Raw genomic sequence first — 17,596 nt, forward strand, 5'->3', positions numbered from 1 at the left:
ACGGGACCGTGTGGACCCTGCGCTGCCGAGGACCCCGAACGGCGCCGGCGACGGTCGCGAGAAGCCGTTGTCGTCGTGAAGCACCGTCACCCCGTGGTCAGCGCCTCCCGCAGGAGGGAGGTGATACGGGCCAGGCCCGCTCGGCGGCTCAGGCGTTCCTCGACGTAGGCCGGGCCCCGCTCGCCGAGTTCTCGGGCGTGGCCGGGGTTGGCGGCGAGTTTGCGGACGGCGTCCAGCAGGGCCTGCGGGTCCTCGGGGGGCACGACGACGCCCGCGCCGGAGCGTTCGACCTCCTGGGCCGTGCCGCCCACTGCCGCCACCGAGGCGATGACCGGGCGGCCCGCCGCGAAGTACGAGGTGAGCTTGGAGGGCAGGCTCATGTCCAGCACGGACGCCTTCTGGGTGACGGCGAGGACATCGGCGGCGCCGAGGATGTCGGGGAAGTCCGCGTCCTCGGCCGGCGGCAGGAACGCGAAGTTGGCCAGGCCCTCGGACAGGCGCCGCAGTTCCTCGCGCTGGTTGCCGTCGCCCATCAGCACGATCCGGATTCTCGGGTCGCCGGCCGCGCGGGCCGCTTCCACCAGGACCTCCAGCCCCTGTTTGAGGCCCATGTTCCCCGAGTGGAGCACGACCGTGTCCTCGGGAGCCCAGCCCAGCCGGGCGCGCACGGCCGAGCGGTCGCCCGTGGGCCCGTTGACGTGGGTCCAGTTGGGCACCACCCGGATCCTGGACTCCGGCACCCCCATCGCGGCCACCCGTGCCACGAACGACTCGTGCACCACCCCGACGACCGCCGCCGAGCGCAGCACCCGCCCCTCGATCCCGCCGGCCAGCGCCGCGACCCTGCCGCCGCCGCTGATCCCGCTCTGGGCCGCCGCCGCGCCCATCAGGTCCTGGACCACGACGGCATGCGGCACCTTGCGCCGCCTGGCGATCCGGGCGCCGATCACTCCCCCGGCCAGGCTCGGCATCTGGCTGAGCACCACGTCGGGCCGTACCTCGGGCCCGGCCAGCGAGCCGTGGGCGAGGAAGCTCGCCTCGTACAGGGCCCGGCGCACGGCCGTCTGGCGCGGTGGCACGGTGTGGCGGCGCCGGTGGACCCGCACCCCGGCCCTCAGCTCCGTGGCCCGCCACCGCCCCCGGTACTCCTCGTCCACCCGCCACGCCGGGTAGTGCGGCATCCCCGCCAGGACATGCGTCTCCACACCGGAGGCGGCCAGATGCTCGGCTATCTGCGTGGAGTACGGGCCTATGCCCGCGTGCTCGGGCGCGTAGTTGGTGGACACCAGGAGCACGCGACGCCCGTCGAGACCGGCCTCCGCACCCGCAGCCGCACCTGGTGCCTCTGTGCGGTCCGGCCCCCCGCCGCCCTCACGCACCGCGCCCCCACCGGCCACCGCGCCCCTGTCCGGCGCTGATTCCCTGTCCGGCAATGAATCCCTGCCCGGCACTGCATCCAAAACGGGCCCCTCCCCTACAAATGTCTGATCATCCTAGGAGTTCGCCGGTGATCCTGTGGTGCCGCCAAGGTTTCGGTTCGGCCCCGGAGACTTCCTCATGGCCCGATGTCCCATAGATTGGCCCGGGGGCACTTGGAGGGGGATGTACGTGCACGGCGGTCGGATCCGTGGTCTCGCGGCGGTGTGCTCGTGGACCGTGCTGCTCGTCGTCCTGCTGCCCACCCTCATCCTCCACTCGCTCGACGCGCGTTTCGGCGGGGCGCTCGCCCTCCAGTGCGTGATCGTCGTGCACAGCGGCGGGGCGCTCGCTCGGGTGCTCACCGATGTGAAGGTCCGCATCGTGGCGTTCGGCTTCTGGCTGTTCTCCTACGTCTGGCTGGGGCTCGCGCCTTTGGCGATGCTCGCCACCGACACCTACCCGCGCGGCTTCATCGTCGACGACAAGACCGCCTTCGCCGCCACCGCCGTCGTCGAGACAGGGCTGCTCGCCTACAGCCTCGGCGCCGCCCTGTCGGGCAGCCGCGCCCACCGCGACTCGACCGTGCTCGAACCCCTGCTCGCCCGCCGGATGGCGCCGGTGCGGGTGCTGCTGCTGTGCGGGCTGGCATTGCTGCTGGCCGCCGCGCTGATCCCCGGGCAGGGCGGTGTCGCCACCTTCTTCGCCAGCCGCCAGGCCGCCAACGAGGCCGCGAGCACCGCCGCCCAGGCCGACTCCGCGACCCGGGCAATGGCCGCCTGGTGCCTGTCGGTGCCCGCGTTCTGGGCGCTGGTGGCGCTGGCGCACGTCCCCCGGATCAAGGACGGCGACCGTACGCTGCGCGGGGTGCGCTGGATCCTGCTGCCGGTGCTGCTGGTGCTCAACGCGATCGTCAACAATCCCATCAGCCAGCCCCGTTTCTGGGCCGGAACGGTCCTGCTGACGGTGGTCTTCGCCTTCCCCGCGATGCGCCGCCCCCGCGCCTTCCGCGTCGGGGCCGCCGCGATCATGGTCACCGTCCTCGTCGTCTTCCCGTACAGCGACTACTTCCGGTACGACAAACGGGAACCGGTCCACGTCGTCTCACTCGCCGAGCAGTTCACGACCAACGGCGACTACGACGCCTACCAGCAGATCCAGACCGGCATCAGCTACGTCCACGAGAACGGCTTCACACCCACCGCGGCCCTCGGCCCGCCGCTGTTCTTCGTGCCGCGGTCGGTCTGGCCGGGCAAGCCCGCCGACGCGGGCATCCTGCTCGCCGGGCACGCGGGCTACACCTTCGACAACCTTTCCGCCCCGCTGTGGGTCGAAAGCTACATGTGGGCCGGGATACCGTCGCTCGCGATCGTCTTCGGCCTGATCGGCGCCGTCGGACGACGGGTCGACGACATCAGGAACAGGCTGCGCGGGCAACCGGGCACCCTGGCCGCCGTACTCGTCCCCGGATTCGCCTTCTACCAGCTGATCCTGCTGCGCGGCAGCCTGATGGCCATCGTCGGCCCTCTGGCGCTGCTGCTCGCCATACCCCTCGTCATCACGACGAAGGGCAGACCCCGGCGCACCGCCGGCCCGGCCGTGCGCCGGGCCGCGGCCGGATCCGCCCCGACCACAGAACCCATCGAGGCCAGACCCCTCGGAACAGGAGGGCCACGTCCGTGACCGGTCCCACTCGCATCGACGACTCCTACGAGGGGCAGGATCAGCTGCGCGACCAGCTTCGCCAGCTCTTCCGCTACCGGGTGTTCATCGTGCTCGGCGTCGTGCTCGGACTGCTCGGCGCCGCCGCCCTGTCCTTCCTCGGCGGCGACACCTACACATCCACGGGTGAAGTGGTCGTCCAGCCGATCAGCACCGCCCCGTTCGAGGCCGGAGGCGTCTCGGCGGACAAGCAGCTCAGCATGGGCACGGAGAAGCAGATCGCGCAGAGCGCCTCCGTGGCCGTGCGCGCCGCCAAGGACCTCGGCGAGACCGTCAAGCCCGCCAAGCTCCAGCGCGACCTGCGGGTGAGCAACCCGCCGGAGACCCAGACGCTGAAGTTCGAGTACACCTCCAACTCACCGGGTCGCGCGGCCAAGCTGGTCAACGCGTTCGTGCGGGCCTACCTGGACTACCGCGAGGAGTCCGCCAAGGGCCGCATCGACAAGACGGTCAGCAAACTGCAGAGCGAGCTCAAGCCGCTGATCAAGCAGCGCAAGGTCCTCGACCGGCAGATCGCCAACGAGATCGACGGCCCCTCCAAGGACACCGACGAGGCCGAGCGGGGCACGCTGGTCACGCAGATATCGGACTCGCAGGGCCGTATCTCCAGCCTGAAGTCCCTGGACACCACCCCGGGTGACGTCGTGCGCAAGGGCGAACCCCCGGCGTTCCCCTCCGGCCCCGGTCTGACCATGCTGCTGATCATCGGCGGCGTCGTGGGCCTGGCGGCCGGCATCCTGGCCGCCTGGATCCGCTCGGTCCTCGAACCGCGGGTGCGCTCGGTCGCCGATGTGCAGGCGAATCTGCGCGCGCCCGTACTGGGCATCCTCCCCCGCAACCCGGGCGGCGAGGACCTGCTCGTCGTGGGCCGCACCCGCAACAACAACCTCGCCGAGGCCTACCGCACGATCGCCTTCCGCCTCGTCCACGACCAGCGCTTCGCCGGCCGCAGCAGCCTCCTGGTGGTCGCCCCCCGGGAGAACGCGAACGCCGCCGCCGTCGCCGTGAACCTCGCGGGCGCCTTCACCGAGATCGGCAACGACGTCCTGCTCGTCGAGGCCGACCTGCGCTCCCCCGAACTGGCCCAGCGCCTGCCCGTGCACGGCGCCAGGTCGCAGGACGAGTCGCAGTCCTGGCCGGAGGGGCACCGCCTGGCCGTGGACGCGGGCGAAGCCGGTGAGTACGGCCTCGTGCCCGGCCTCCGGGTCCCCAACGTCGCCCGGGTCCTGTCCTCCCCCCAGGTCACGCGGATGCTGGCCACGCCCGCCGACCCCAATGAGTCGGTCGTCGTGGTCACCCAGCCCCTGCTCAGCCACGCCGACGGCCTCGCGGTCGCCAAGCGGGTCGACGGTGTGCTCATCGTCTGCGACCTCCAGGAGGTCAGGCGCGACGACCTCGACCGTGTGTGGGAGCTGATCACCGGCGCCGGAGGGCGGATCCTCGGCGCGGTCCTGGACAAGGGCTCCGGCCGCCGCTCGTTGTGGCGTGCGCTGGACGGCGGCCCGTCGTACCGCAAGTCCCGCCGCGGCGGCAGCGGCCCGAGCACCCAGTACACGCGGCCGATGCCGCGCGCCGACCGCTTCCCGGACGGCTCGCAGGCGTACGACGCCGACGACGAGGTGTCGGCGGGCCCGCGCGACAACGGCCTGATGACGTTCCGCGGATGACCGCCGAAGCACCGACGGCCGCCGACCGTCCTGGCGTGGCCAGGACGGTACGGGGCGGATGGCTGGGCTTCGCGGGCTCGGGCGTCAACGCGGTCTTCGGCTTCGCCCTCGTCGCCGTCGTCACCCACGCGGTGGGGGCGCGCGGCGCGGGCGCGGTCTTCACCGGCGTCGCCGTCTTCACCATCCTCAGCAACGCCTTCAAGCTGGGCGCCGACACCGGCCTGGTCCGCTTTGTCTCCCGTGACCTGGAGACGACCGGCGGCTCACGGATCCCGGCCCTGCTGCGCACGGCCGTCGTACCCGGCCTGGTCGCCAGCACGGCGGCGGCCGCCGTGCTGCTGTTCTCTCCCGCGCTGGCGACCGAGCTCCTGCCCGACCTCGGCCGGGGCGAGGCGGTGGCCGTCATGCGGCTGTTCGCGCTGTTCCTGCCGGTGACCACCGTCTCGCTGGTGCTGCTCGGGGCGACCCGCGGCTACGGCACGGTGCTGCCGTTCGTCGGCGTCGAGCAGATCGGCAAGCCGGTGCTGCGCGTGCTCATCGCGCTGCCGGTGGCACTGCTGGCGCCCGGAGTGCTCGCGCTGTCGGCGGCCTGGCTGGTCCCGTCGCTCGCGGGCGCGGTGGCGGCGTGGCTGGCGCTGCGCCGCTCCAGGGCCGAGCACACCGCCCCGAGGGATCCGACGAGCCAGGCACGGGAGTTCTGGACGTTCGCCGGGCCCCGCGCGGTCTCGTCGGTCTTCGACATCACCGCGGTCTGGGTCGGGGTGATCCTGCTGTCGCTGCTGGGCACCGCCACGGAGGCCGGGATCTACACGGCGATCGGCCGCCTCGTCACGGCGGGGACCCTGCTCCAGCTGGCGATCAGGCTCGCCGTGGCCCCGCAGATCAGCCGGCTGCTCGCGGGCGGCAACGAGGCGCAGGCCCACCATCTGCACCGGTTGTCCACCCGGTGGATCGTGCTGTTCTCCTGGCCGCTGTTCGTCCTGCTGGCGGCGTTCCCCGGCACGGTGCTGTCCGTCTTCGGGCCCGGTTTCGACGACGGCTCGGCCGCGCTGGCCGTGCTGTGCGCGGCCTGCGCCGTGAACGTCGGGGTGGGCAATGCCCAGACGGTGATCCTCATGGCCGGCCGCAGCTCGTGGAACCTCGCGGTCGCGGGAGCGGCGTTCGTCGTCCAGCTGGGCTCCGGAGTGCTCCTGGTGCCCCGCTACGGGGTGCTGGGGGCGGCCGTGTCCTGGGGGCTGGCGATCGTGGTGGACAATGTCTCCTCGGCACTGCTGGTGCGCCACCGGCTGGGCTTCACGACGGTGGACCGTGGCTATCTGTACGCGGCCGGACTCGGGCTCGTGGTGGTCGGCTCGGTGGCGGCTTTGGTCCGTACCTTCGCAGGTGACACGGTGCCAGGGACATTGTTGGGGTTCGTTTTGACCATTGGGGCTTTCGCTTTCGGAGTGTGGCGCTATCGTGTGCCGCTGGGGGTCGGCGAGTTCTTCGGCGCACTGCGCAACCGCAACACGAGAAACTCGCCATGAACGCTGAGCAACCACTGGTGGCACAGCATCTGTCGCTTCACCCCTGCCTCCGTCCCTGCTCATGTTCCTGGGGGGAACTATGCGCCGAAGAAGACTTCTTCACGCCATCCTGGCGACATCCACGCTCAGCGCCGCCGCGCTGGTGACCGCCGCGGGTCCTGCCGCCGCGACCGGTGAGACCACGCTGACGGCCGACCCGATGAAGACCTGGCAGACCGACGGCATCGTCTGGTCCGTCGCCTACGCCAAGGGCGTCGTCTACGTCGGCGGCACCTTCGACCACATCCGTCCGCCCGGCGCCGCCGCGGGAACGGACGAGGTGGCCCGCAAGAACTTCGCCGCGTTCGACGCCGTCACCGGCGAGCCGCTCGACTGCGCGCCGGCGTTCACCGGCGGCTCCAACACGATCCGCGCCATGAAGGCATCCCCCGACGGGGACGTGCTCTACATCGGCGGATCGTTCAGCCAGGTCAAGGGCATCGGCCGCTCCAACACGGCCGCGCTCAACACCTCGGACTGCACCCTGCGCTCCGCGTGGAAGCCCACCGTCTCCTCCACCGTCCGGGCGATCGACGTCACCTCGGACACCGTCTACATCGGCGGAGGCTTCGGGACCGTCCAGGGCCAGACCCGCCAGCGCGTGGCGGCGCTGACCTACTCGGGCACCCTGCTGCCGTTCAAGGCCACGATCACCGGCTCGTCGGTCACCAACGACCCGACCCCCTCGGTGAACGCCATCACCGTGGCCCCGGAGCTGAACAAGGTCATCGTCGGCGGCCGCTTCACCTCGGTGAACGGCAGCTGGCTGACCGTCCACGCCCTGGTCGGCCTCAACGCCACCACCGGCAAGACGGTCAACAACTTCACCGGCTGGATCCCCTCGCGCTCCTCGGTCAAGGCGCTCGTCAACGACGGCACCAACTTCTACCTGGGTGCCGAGGGCAGCGGCGGCGGTGTCTTCGACGGCCGTATCGCCGGCAAGCTCTCCGACGGCTCGATGAAGTGGAAGGACACCTGCCTCGGGGCCACCCAGACGGTGGTGCCCTACAAGGGCGTCCTCTACAGCGGGTCGCACGCCCACGACTGCAAGAACACCCCGGGCGGCTTCACCGACATCGGCAACCGCCAGCACCTGCTGGGCCAGTCGATCAACGACAAGACGATCCTGGCGTGGTTCCCCGACACCAACGACGGCCTCGGCGAGAAGATCGGTCCGCGCTCCATGGCGATGGCCGGGGACATCCTGTGGGTGGGCGGTGAGTTCACCACGGTGAACGAGAAGCCCCAGCAGGGCCTGACCCGCTTCCCGGCCTCCCCGGACACCGGCGCCCCGCAGGTGCCCATCCTCAGCGGCACGAGCTCGGCCAAGGGGAAGGTCACGCTGAGCTGGAAGGCCTCGTGGGACCGGGACGACGGCGTCCTGACCTACAAGATCTACCGCGACGGTGTGTACCTGACCTCGCTGGACCAGGACTCGCGGTACTGGAACCGTCCGAACATGAGCTACACCGACACCGTCGACCCCGGCTCGACGCACCGGTACTCGCTCCTGGTGACGGACGGCACCAATGACTCGGGCAAGAACGGCCCGGTCTACGTGACCGCACTGAACTGACCGATCCTCGTCCGCCACGGGCGGCCCTCCCTGCCGCGGGGGGAGTTCGCCGGCACGGGTCCGCCCGTGGTGGGTCCGGGGAAACGAGTCGCCCCGCCTTCGCGGCGGGCGGCAGGGAGGGGGGACCATGGCGGAACGAGTGGGCTACGCGCCCGGGGTCTACGACCTGTTCCACGTCGGGCACCTGAACATCCTCAGGCACGCGCGCAGCCAGTGCGATTACCTCATCGCGGGCGTCGTCTCCGACGAGATGGCGGTCCAGGCCAAGGGGAAGGCCCCCGTGATACCGCTCACCGAGCGGCTGGAGATCGTCCGCAGTGTGCGCTTCGTGGACGCGGCCTTCGTCGAGACGGTGCCGGACAAGCTCGAGACCTGGAAGCAGGTCCGCTTCGACGTGATCTTCAAGGGCGACGACTGGCGCGGCACGGAGAAGGGCGACCGGCTCGAGCGTGACTTCGCCACCGTCGGCGTGGACGTCGTGTACTTCCCGTACACCGTGCACACCTCGAGCACCCTGCTGCGCAAGGTGCTCGACGGGATGCTCGACGCCGACTCAGCGTGACAGCTCCCGGTACCACTTCGCGAGGAACGCGGCCATGAAGAGCAGATGGGCCGCGAGGAACGCGCAGTACAGGAGGAGAAACAGGTCCTGGTCGCCGAGGAAGAGGAAGACCGCGCAGAAGAGTCCGTAGTCCACGGGCAGCAGTGCCACGGACCGCAGGGTGGAGGCAGGGGCGGGAGCCGTCCCCGTCTCCTTCCTCCGCTTCAGCTGCTCGGTGAGGATGCCGCCGAAGAAGACCATGACGGCGGCGAACTGGAAGGCGACGGGCGCCAGCAGATACGCCTTCGCGGGCAGGTCGAAGAAGCGGTAGAAGGACACGAGCACGGCCATGTGGAGGGCGAGCATCTTCGCGCAGTCCACCACGTGGTCGAGCCACTCGCCAGCCGCGCTGCCCGCCTTCCTCAGCCGCGCGAGCTGCCCGTCGGCGGAGTCGAGCGCGAAACCGGTGACGAGGGCCAGAAACACCCCTGCCGCCATGGCGTGCGAGGGCTCGACCATGGCTATCGTGCCAACACCGGTGAAGGTGAACGCGGCACTGATGAGCGTCACCTGGTTCGGGGTGAGCCCGATGGTGTAGGAGGCGGCGGCGAGCACCCGGCCGGCCGGACGGTTGACGAAACGCGAATAGAGGGACACCCCCTTGCCCGACTTCTGAGCTGCCGAGAGCTCCCTGAGCGCGTAAGTGAAATCAGTCATTTCCCCCCACTTCAATGTCCCCCACTTCAACGAGTCTGCCCCCCGCACCTCCCACCAAAGTCTCCTTCGGAGAGGAACAACATCATGGCAGGTACCCGAGGCGAGGGCGGCCGCTCGAGCCGCAGGGCTCTGCTGACGGGCGGCGCGGCCGCCTTGGCCGCAGCCGGGCTCGCGGGCTGCGACGCCCAGGCGTCCCCGGCGCCCAAGAACCCGTCGGACGACATGGCCACGACCGTGTCGGGCAGCAAGCCGAAGGGCAAGTCGGTCGTGGACGTCGTGGCCGACTTCGGGGCCAAGGGCGACGGCCGCACCGACGACAGCGCGGCCTTCCAGAAGGCGTACCAGCACGCGGCGGGCCGGGTGTGGGACCACATCGGCCGCACCGTCGTGGACATACCCGCGGGCACCTATCTGATCCGAAATCCGGGGGCGCTGCTCGGGGGCACCAAGGGCGGGCTGAAGGCCAACGGGCTGCGCTTTCGCGGGGCGGGCAAACGGATGACGCAGATCATTTTCGCCCCCGAGAAGGCGGACGGCTCGTACCTGTGCCGCAACGAGGACACCTGGGCGAACCTGATGTTCGAACAGCTGGGATTCCGCTCGGGCACCCCGGGGGCCTCGTTCTTCTACTCGTACTCGACGGGGCAGGCGCAGGACTACCGGTTCACCGAGTGCGAGTGGACCGGTGAGTGGGAGTACGGGCTGGCGCTCGACGGCACCAACACGAACTCGGAGATGCGCTGGGACGCCTGCCGGGTCGGCGGGGCGTACCGCAAGGCGTTCCTGTACTCGGGCCTGTCGGAGAGGTCGGAGAACGACCGGCAGCAGGACCAGTTCCTCAACTACTGGTTCAACGACATGAAGGTCGAGTACGAGTGGGGGAACTTCCTGGAGTTCCCCTACGGCGGCTCGATCACCTGCCGGGGCGGCTCGTACATCGTCACCGGCCGCCGTCCGGCCGACGACAAGGAGTACGGCCGCACCAGCACCTTCTTCCGCTTCCCGCGCGGCTCGCACTACGACGCCGTCCAGCGCTTCCACGCCGAGGACATCCGGTTCGAGGTGCGCGACCCGGACGTGGTGGTGATCGACTGCGCCTGGAACAGCGGCACGGTCCACTTCAACGACTGCGACGACACCGCGAACGCCTTCAAGGACTTCTCCGACGGCGCCCGCCCCCACCGCTTCAACGTCGGACCGCGCGGTCCGCTGGTGCGCTACGACTCGTGCCAGCTCGTCGGCAGGCACCAGTACCGCCTCCAGGGCCCGGCGGCAGCGGTCCCCGCGGTGGTGCGGTACGACATGTGCTTGTTCAAGAGCCACCCGCAGAACGCCTTCGTGGACAGCTCCGGCTCGCAGGCGGCCGACTTCACCCGCTTCGTGGACTGCCTCGGCGGCTAGGGCCTCGCCGTCCTCAAGGCCGATCGGGTGAGCGGTGGAAGGCACCGGACACCCGGTCGGCGTAGGCGTTGTGCCGGTTCGGCGTGTCCCTACCTGACTATCAGTCAGTGAAATTTCACATTGCTATTCTATCGACGCGGTTCGAGCCCCGTGTCACGACGGAGTGATGCCAGGAACACCCGCTCGGTCGGCGGCCCATCTCGCGCGGCCGCCTCGGGGCACCTTCGCCTGCCCGCCGGCCGCGAGGCCCAGGGCGGCGTATCGGCGAGACCGCACCACAGCACGGCTCCCCACCCCTGCCACACACCAGGAGTGCTCCGGTGTCCAGATCCCGTTCGGTGCGCAATGGCCTGCTGGTCGCCGTACTCTCGGCGTCCCTGACCCTGCCGATGGCGCCGACCGCGCAGGCGGTGCCGCACTCCGCCGCGGCCGGGGCGGGAAGCGGCACGGGCGCCCTCCCCGCGGCCACGGCCACATGGCCCGGCTCCGGCGCGGTGGGCGCGAGCGGCTGGAGCGGCTGGAGCGGCGGCTCCATCGGTGCAAGCGGGACGGGCGTTGGCTCCAGCGGCCTGAGCGCCCGTGGCTCCCTGGACGAGGTCCGGCGCATCGCGCAGGCACCGGCGACAACCGGCCGCCCCGCCCCCGCTCCGGCCCCCGGCAGCGACGACCTCCCCCGGAGCAGGCCCGGTGAGCTGCTCGGCGAACTCCCGGGAACGGGCGGGAGCGGCCTGGAGTTCGGAGCCACCGGCCTGCACAGCCGTCCCTCGGCGGCCGCCCTGCGCGGCTCCGCCTTCCGGGCAGGGCGCGCCGGTGTCCCCTGCACGGCGGACGCGGTCACCGACCTGACGCCGCGGGGGCTCGCCGACTTCCTCACCCAGCCGGACGTCACCGCGGACGGCTGCCTGCGCGCTCTGATCTGGAGCTGGGACCCCCGGCTGGCACCGGTGATGTCCGACGCCCACATCCAGGCGGTCGCCGACCGCATCACCGCCGTCGCCCCTCAGCACGACGGCACCGACAAGGCACACCTGAGCGAGCTGTGGACGTATCTGCACGCCGCCGTCCACCACGACTTCTCCCGGCCCGAGATCGACCTCACCGACGAGGCGACGCTGACCAGCCTGCGCGACGCGATCTCCGTCTACGCCGACAGCGCGCACACCTTCGACCCGACCAGGAACAATGCCTTCATCCTGCGTGAGGCCCTGGTCGTGGGCAGCGCGCCCGGCCTGAGACAGCACCAGCTCCCCCTGATCAAGAAGGTGCTCGCCACCATGGCCCCGGACGCCCGCACGGCGACGGACCCCGCGTGGGGAGGGGCCGCCCTCGGGGCGCTGACGGTGAACTACCTGGGCGTCAACCCGGGCAACCAGGACACGGCCTTCCGCGCCGCCGTCGCCGCCGATCCCTCCTACCGCGCCGCCTTCCGGGCCTTCTCCGGCTACGCCCACCTCAAGGGCACACCCAACGCCTGGGTCGCCCGCGACGCGCTGAGCGAGTACGGCCGCTTCGGCCAGATCGACGGCATCAAGGACGCGGTGGTCACCGACCTCGGCCACCTCCTCGACGCCACCGACGCGGCCTTCGGCGACTACCGGGCACCCTGGGCCGTGGTCGCCGCATGGCTGAACTACTACGGGATGTGCGAGCGGGACAACGTCTGCGCCCCCCAGATCGAGGACCGCCTCTTCCCCCGCACCTACCGATACGACAGCGGCGCAATCCAGGTCCGCACCGCTCTGCCGCGGGCCGAGGTGGACCGGCTGTACTACGCGGGCAAGCAGGTCAAGGCGCAGTTCTTCCGGGTGCTGGGCACCACCAGGCCGCTGCCCGACGACCAGAACAGCACCCTGACGGTCCATGTGTACGCCAACAAGGCCGACTACGAGCTGTTCCACCCGCTCCTGACCGGACTGCCCACCGACAACGGCGGCATCTACGTCGAGGGATCGGCCACGCTCTACACCTTCCAGCGCACGGCGCAGGACACCCCGCTCACGCTCGAGGAACTGTTCCGCCACGAGTACGTCCACTACCTCAACGGGCGCTGGGCGGTCCCCGGCACCTACGGCGACGGCAACTGGTACGACGGCGACCGCACCACCGCCATGGACGAGGGCACCGCCGAGTTCTTCGACGGCGCCACCCGCGACGACGGCATCGAGGTCCGCAGATCGCTGGTGCGCGGCATCGTCCAGGACACCGCCGGCGGGCGGCCCCGGATGACGGTGGCCCAGATGCTGCACGCCACCTACGACGGCGACGGCTTCCGCTTCTACGACTACGCGGGCACGTTCTTCGAGTTCCTGTGGGCCGAGCACCCCTCGTTGATCCGGCTGATGTACCGCCACCTGCGCGCGAACGACCCGGCCCGCTTCGACGCCTGGCGCGCCGACATCGGGGCAGATGTCGCCCTCCAGCGCCAGTACGACGCCTTCCTCGACCGCAACATCGCGCACGTGGCGGAGCTCTACCAGCCGGACACGGCCTTCGTGCCCAACGCGTCGCTGAGGTACGCCAACGCCGGGGGTGTCGCGGCCGCGTTCGCCGAGGCCACCCGGCTGGCGCCCTCCTGCCGGCGCACCGGGGACCAGGACGACCTTCCCCGTTTCGTCTGCGCCGGGCGGATCACCGCCGACCTGTCGGACTCCCGAAGCGCCGACCAGGTCTTCAAGGACATGTCGGAGACCGTCGACCGGACCCTCCTCGACCGGACCGCGCGGGCGGCGAGCAACTTCACCGACATGAACTGCTTCTTCGGCCCGGTCGAGGTGTGGCCCGGCGGGGAGTCCGGGAGCGCGCACTACACATGCGAGGGCCCGCTGCGGCAGTGACCGCGGCCGGGCAGGTGTAGGCAGCATGCCCTCTGAAGTGCTACGACTGTGCGATGCCGAAGTCGATGGTGCAGCGCACCGCCTATGACGCCGTGATCGTCGGCGGCGGCCACAACGGTCTGGTCGCCGCCGCCTACCTCGCCCGCGCGGGCCGCAGCGTCCTCGTGCTGGAGCGGCTGGACTCGACGGGAGGGGCGGCCGTCTCCACCCGCGCGTTCCCCGGTGTGGACGCACGGCTGTCACGCTACTCGTATCTCGTCAGCCTGCTGCCGCACCGCATCGTAAGTGAGCTGGGGCTGCGCTTCGAGGTCCGCAGGCGGCGTATCTCCTCCTACACGCCCACCGTGCGGGACGGGCGGCCGACGGGCCTGCTGGTCGACGCCGAGGACGAGTCCGGCACCAGGGAGGCGTTCGCCCGGCTGACGGGATCGGACCGGGAGTTCGCGGCCTGGCAGGAGTTCTACGGCAAGGCCCGGCGGGTGGCGGAACGCGTCTTCCCGACGCTGACCGAACCGCTGCCCTCCGCCGCGGAGCTCGAGCGGCGCATCGACGACAAGCCGGCCTGGGAGGCGTTCTTCGAGCGGCCCCTCGGCGAGGTGGTGGAGGAGACGTTCGAGGACGACCTCGTGCGCGGGGTGGTGCTCACCGACGCTCTCATCGGCACCTTCACCCATGCCCATGACCCGTCCCTGCGGCAGAACCGGTGCTTCCTCTACCACGTGATCGGCAACGGCACGGGTGACTGGGACGTGCCGGTCGGCGGCATGGGGGCGCTGACCGACGCCCTGGCCGCCGCCGCCCGTGACGCGGGGGCGGAGATCGTCCCCGGGCACGAGGTGACGGGCATCGCCACGGACGGCAGGAGCGCCGAGGTCGCCTACCGGCACGGCGACCGGCGGGGCCGCGTCTCGGCCGCGCACGTCCTGGCCAATGTCTCCCCGCACACCCTCGCCGGACTCCTCGGCGAGCGCGCGCCCTCCCCCGCTCCCGAGGGCGCCCAGCTGAAGATCAATATGCTGCTGAAGCGGCTGCCTCGGCTGCGTGACACGGGAGTGGACCCCCGCGAGGCCTTCGCGGGCACATTCCACATCGCCGAGTCGTACTCCGAGCTGGAGACGGCCTACCGGCAGGCCGCGGCGGGCCGTCTGCCGGGGGTCCAGCCGTCGGAGATCTACTGCCACTCGCTGACGGACCCGTCGATCCTCTCCCCCGAGCTGGCCGCGAGCGGACATCACACGCTGACGCTGTTCGGCCTGCACACCCCGGCCGGACTGTTCGCCGAGCCCGGGGCGAAGGAGGCCGCCGTGGACGCGGCGCTCGCGCAGCTCGACGCGCATCTGGCCGAGCCGATCCGCGATGTGCTCGCGGTGGACGGCCAGGGGCGGCCGTGCATCGAGGCGAAGTCCCCGCTGGACCTCGAACGTGAACTCGGCATGCCGGGCGGTCACATCTTCCACCGCGACCTGAGCTTCCCGTACGGCGAGGGCTACGGCGTCGAGACCGCCCACCCCAACGTCCTGATCTGCGGCGCCGGTGCCATCCGCGGCGGCGGTGTAAGCGGCATCCCGGGGCACAACGCGGCGATGAAACTGCTCCGCGGCTGAGCCGCGCGGCCCCGGAGGCCGCATTCCGGACTCCGCCGCGCGCCGGAGCCGCTCCGGCGGCTACTCCGGCGCGGAGATCCCGTGGAGCAGCATCGTGGCGAGTTCGTCGTACGCCTCGGCGTCCCGCAGCCCGGTCCGCTCGCTGATCTCGCCGCGCTGGATGGCGACCATGGCGGTGCTCACGATCTCGCCGACGAAGGCGGCGTGCACCTGCCGGAAGGCACCGCTGCGCACGCCTTCGTCCACCAGGGAGCGCACGCGGGCCGCCGCGATCCTCGTATTGCGCCCGTACACCTCGAGCGCGGGCGGGAAGGCCGCGAGATCCTGGTAGAAGCGGGCCGACGCGGGCCGCAGCTCTCGGGCGACGGCGGACAGGTAGGCCCCGACGCGCTCCAGCGGGCCGTCCGCCTGGCTCGTACGCTGCTCCACCCGCCCGGCCGCCCGGCGGAAGAAGTACTTCACGACCGCCACCGCGAGCTGTTCCTTGCTGCTGGCGAGCGCGTACAGGGTCGACTTCGAGCAGCGCAGACGGCCGGCGAGGTCGTCGAGGGTGAAATCGGCGAATCCCTCGGCAAGGAAGAGATCGACGAGCTGGTCGAACAGTTGCGCCTGCCGCCCGGTCAGACCGCGTCCTCGGACGCGCTCGATCGAGGCCCGAGATCCGACACTCATGGTGCTCACCCTAGCCAACGTCCGACGAACCCCCGATCCCGGACCTGCACCGCTTGACTGTACTGCCGTACGTTCTACAGTACTGGTAGCAGTTCATGTCGTGCCCTTACGCTTGGCAATCGGAGGCTCCCCGTGCCGGTCGACCGCATGCTTCCCACCACCGAAGCCCGCGACCTGATCGAGCTCACCCGCGACATCGCCGACCGGGAGCTCGCCCCCATCGCCGCCGAGTACGAGGCCGAGGGCAGGTTCCCCCGCGAGGTGTTCCGGACGCTCGGCCGCGCCGGGCTGCTCTCCCTGCCCTACGGCGAGGAGTACGGAGGCGGCGGCCAGCCGTACGAGGTCTACCTCCAGGTCCTCGAGGAGATCGCCGCCCGCTGGGCCAGCGCCGCCGTCGGGATGAGCGTCCATGTGCTCTCGTGCTACCCGCTGGCGCAGTACGGCACGGAACAGCAGCGGCAGCGCCTCCTGCCCCCGCTGCTCGAGGGCGAACTGCTCGGCGCGTACTGCCTGTCCGAACCGCAGGCCGGCTCCGACGTGGCCTCGATGAGGACGCGCGCCGACAAGGCCGAGGCCGGGATGTTCACCCTCACCGGCACCAAGGCCTGGATCACCCACGGCGGCGAGGCCGACAGCTACACGGTCTTCGCCCGCACCTCCGACGACCACCGGCACGGCATCTCGTGCTTCACCCTGGACGCGGCCGAGGCCGAGGGCCTGTCGTTCGGGGCGCCCGAGAAGAAGATGGGCCTGACCGGTTCGACCACGGCGATGGTGAACCTGGACGGTGTGCGCGTCCCCTCCGAGCGCCTGGTCGGGGACGAGGGACAGGGCATGTCCATCGCCCTGAGCGCCCTGGACTCCGGGCGGCTGGGGATCGCCTCCGTCGCCGTCGGCCTGGCCCAGGCGGCGCTCGACGAGGCGGTCGCCTACGCCAAGGAGCGCCGGCAGTTCGGCAAGGCGATCATGGACCACCAGGGGCTGGGCTTCCTGCTCGCCGACATGGCGGCGGCCGTCGAGTCGTCCAGGGCCACGGTCCTGCACGCGGCCAGGCGGCGTGACGCCGGGCTGTCGTTCTCACGCGAGGCGAGCATCGCGAAGCTGGTCGCCACCGACGCGGCGATGAAGGTCACCACCGACGCGGTCCAGGTGCTGGGCGGGTACGGCTACACCAGGGACTTCCCGGTCGAGCGCTACATGCGCGAGGCGAAGGTGATGCAGATCTTCGAGGGCACCAACCAGATCCAGCGCCTGGTGATCAGCCGCCACCTCTCGAAGTCCTGACCGCCCAGGTCCTGACAGTCCGGACCCTGACCGCCCGGCTCCTGACCGCCCGGCTCCTGACCGCCCGGCTCCTGACCGCCCGGGCCCTGACCGCCCGGCTCCTGACCGCCCGGCTCCTGACCGCCCGAGCCCTGACCGCCCGGCTCCTGACCGCCCGGCTCCTGACCGCCCGGGCCCTGACCGCCCGGCTCCTGACCGCCCGGCTCCTGACCGCCCGGCTCCTGACCGCCCGGGCCCTGACCGCCCGGCTCCTGACCGCCCGGCTCCTGACCGCCCGAGCCCTGACCGCCCGGCTCCTGACCGCCCGGCTCCTGACCGCCCGGGCCCTGACCGCCCGGCTCCTGACCGCCCGGCTCCTGACCGCCCGAGCCCTGACCGCCCGGCTCCTGACCGCCCGGCTCCTGACTGCCTGGGCCCTGACCGTACGGGTCCTGACCGGCCGGCTCCTGACCGCCCAGGTCCTGGCTGCCTGAGCCCTGACTGCCCGGGCCCTGACCGGCCGGGTCCTGACCGCCCGGCTCCTGACCGGCCGGGCCCTGACTGCCCAGGTCATGACCGCCCGGCTCCTGACCGGCCGGGCCCTGACCGCCCAGGTCA

Annotated in this window: 12 protein-coding genes; 9 read left to right on the forward strand and 3 right to left on the reverse strand. The window is 71.3% G+C overall.

Going from position 1 to position 17,596, the window contains the following annotated elements; translation table 11 throughout:
• Window positions 1–86: 86 nt before the first annotated feature.
• Window positions 87–1,289, reverse strand: coding sequence for a glycosyltransferase (locus IEY86_RS00595; protein WP_189129715.1), 1,203 nt, complete (start codon window positions 1,287–1,289; stop codon window positions 87–89).
• Window positions 1,290–1,608: 319 nt separating this feature from the next.
• Between IEY86_RS00595 and IEY86_RS00600 the strand changes: the two genes are divergently transcribed.
• The 5 genes from IEY86_RS00600 to IEY86_RS00620 all read left to right on the forward strand — a co-directional run bounded on the left by IEY86_RS00600 (window position 1,609) and on the right by IEY86_RS00620 (window position 8,508).
• On the forward strand, window positions 1,609–3,099 hold the full coding sequence (locus IEY86_RS00600; protein WP_229698054.1) for a hypothetical protein: 1,491 nt from the start codon (window positions 1,609–1,611) through the stop codon (window positions 3,097–3,099).
• The gene (locus IEY86_RS00605) at window positions 3,096–4,805 is read left to right on the forward strand and encodes a Wzz/FepE/Etk N-terminal domain-containing protein (protein WP_229698055.1); all 1,710 of its coding nucleotides are present in this window, start codon (window positions 3,096–3,098) and stop codon (window positions 4,803–4,805) included. Before IEY86_RS00600 ends, IEY86_RS00605 begins: the two co-directional genes overlap by 4 nt.
• Window positions 4,802–6,331 (forward strand): oligosaccharide flippase family protein, encoded by a 1,530-nt coding sequence (locus IEY86_RS00610; RefSeq protein WP_189129436.1) that lies wholly within the window; start codon window positions 4,802–4,804, stop codon window positions 6,329–6,331. Before IEY86_RS00605 ends, IEY86_RS00610 begins: the two co-directional genes overlap by 4 nt.
• 79 nt (window positions 6,332–6,410) lie before the next feature.
• A complete protein-coding gene (locus IEY86_RS00615; protein ID WP_229698056.1) occupies window positions 6,411–7,946 on the forward strand; it encodes a fibronectin type III domain-containing protein in 1,536 nt (511 codons plus the stop codon).
• A gap of 127 nt (window positions 7,947–8,073) precedes the next feature.
• Complete coding sequence (locus IEY86_RS00620; RefSeq protein WP_189129437.1) at window positions 8,074–8,508, forward strand: FAD synthase family protein; 435 nt, start codon at window positions 8,074–8,076, stop codon at window positions 8,506–8,508.
• Here IEY86_RS00620 and IEY86_RS00625 read toward each other — a convergent pair.
• Window positions 8,500–9,204 (reverse strand): CDP-alcohol phosphatidyltransferase family protein, encoded by a 705-nt coding sequence (locus IEY86_RS00625; RefSeq protein ID WP_189129438.1) that lies wholly within the window; start codon window positions 9,202–9,204, stop codon window positions 8,500–8,502. The two genes, IEY86_RS00620 and IEY86_RS00625, sit on opposite strands and share 9 nt — an antisense overlap.
• A gap of 84 nt (window positions 9,205–9,288) precedes the next feature.
• Between IEY86_RS00625 and IEY86_RS00630 the strand changes: the two genes are divergently transcribed.
• The 3 genes from IEY86_RS00630 (at window position 9,289) to IEY86_RS00640 (ending at window position 15,043) form a co-directional block, all read left to right on the forward strand.
• Entirely contained in the window at window positions 9,289–10,605 is a 1,317-nt protein-coding gene (locus tag IEY86_RS00630) for a glycosyl hydrolase family 28-related protein (RefSeq protein ID WP_189129439.1), read from the forward strand.
• Between the two features lie 320 nt (window positions 10,606–10,925).
• Window positions 10,926–13,439, forward strand: coding sequence for a collagenase (locus tag IEY86_RS00635; RefSeq protein ID WP_308425089.1), 2,514 nt, complete (start codon window positions 10,926–10,928; stop codon window positions 13,437–13,439).
• Between the two features lie 65 nt (window positions 13,440–13,504).
• Window positions 13,505–15,043 carry a phytoene desaturase family protein gene (locus IEY86_RS00640; RefSeq protein WP_189129718.1) on the forward strand — a complete coding sequence of 513 codons (1,539 nt, stop codon included), beginning with the start codon at window positions 13,505–13,507 and terminating at the stop codon, window positions 15,041–15,043.
• Window positions 15,044–15,103: 60 nt separating this feature from the next.
• Here IEY86_RS00640 and IEY86_RS00645 read toward each other — a convergent pair whose 3' ends face one another.
• Complete coding sequence (locus IEY86_RS00645; protein WP_189129440.1) at window positions 15,104–15,715, reverse strand: TetR/AcrR family transcriptional regulator; 612 nt, start codon at window positions 15,713–15,715, stop codon at window positions 15,104–15,106.
• Window positions 15,716–15,862: 147 nt separating this feature from the next.
• On the opposite strand from IEY86_RS00645, the gene IEY86_RS00650 reads away from it, so the two are divergent.
• The gene (locus IEY86_RS00650) at window positions 15,863–16,999 is read left to right on the forward strand and encodes an acyl-CoA dehydrogenase family protein (protein ID WP_229698086.1); all 1,137 of its coding nucleotides are present in this window, start codon (window positions 15,863–15,865) and stop codon (window positions 16,997–16,999) included.
• The last annotated feature ends 597 nt before the right edge of the window (window positions 17,000–17,596 follow it).

The organism is Wenjunlia tyrosinilytica, assembly GCF_014646055.1.
GTDB lineage: Bacteria > Actinomycetota > Actinomycetes > Streptomycetales > Streptomycetaceae > Wenjunlia > Wenjunlia tyrosinilytica.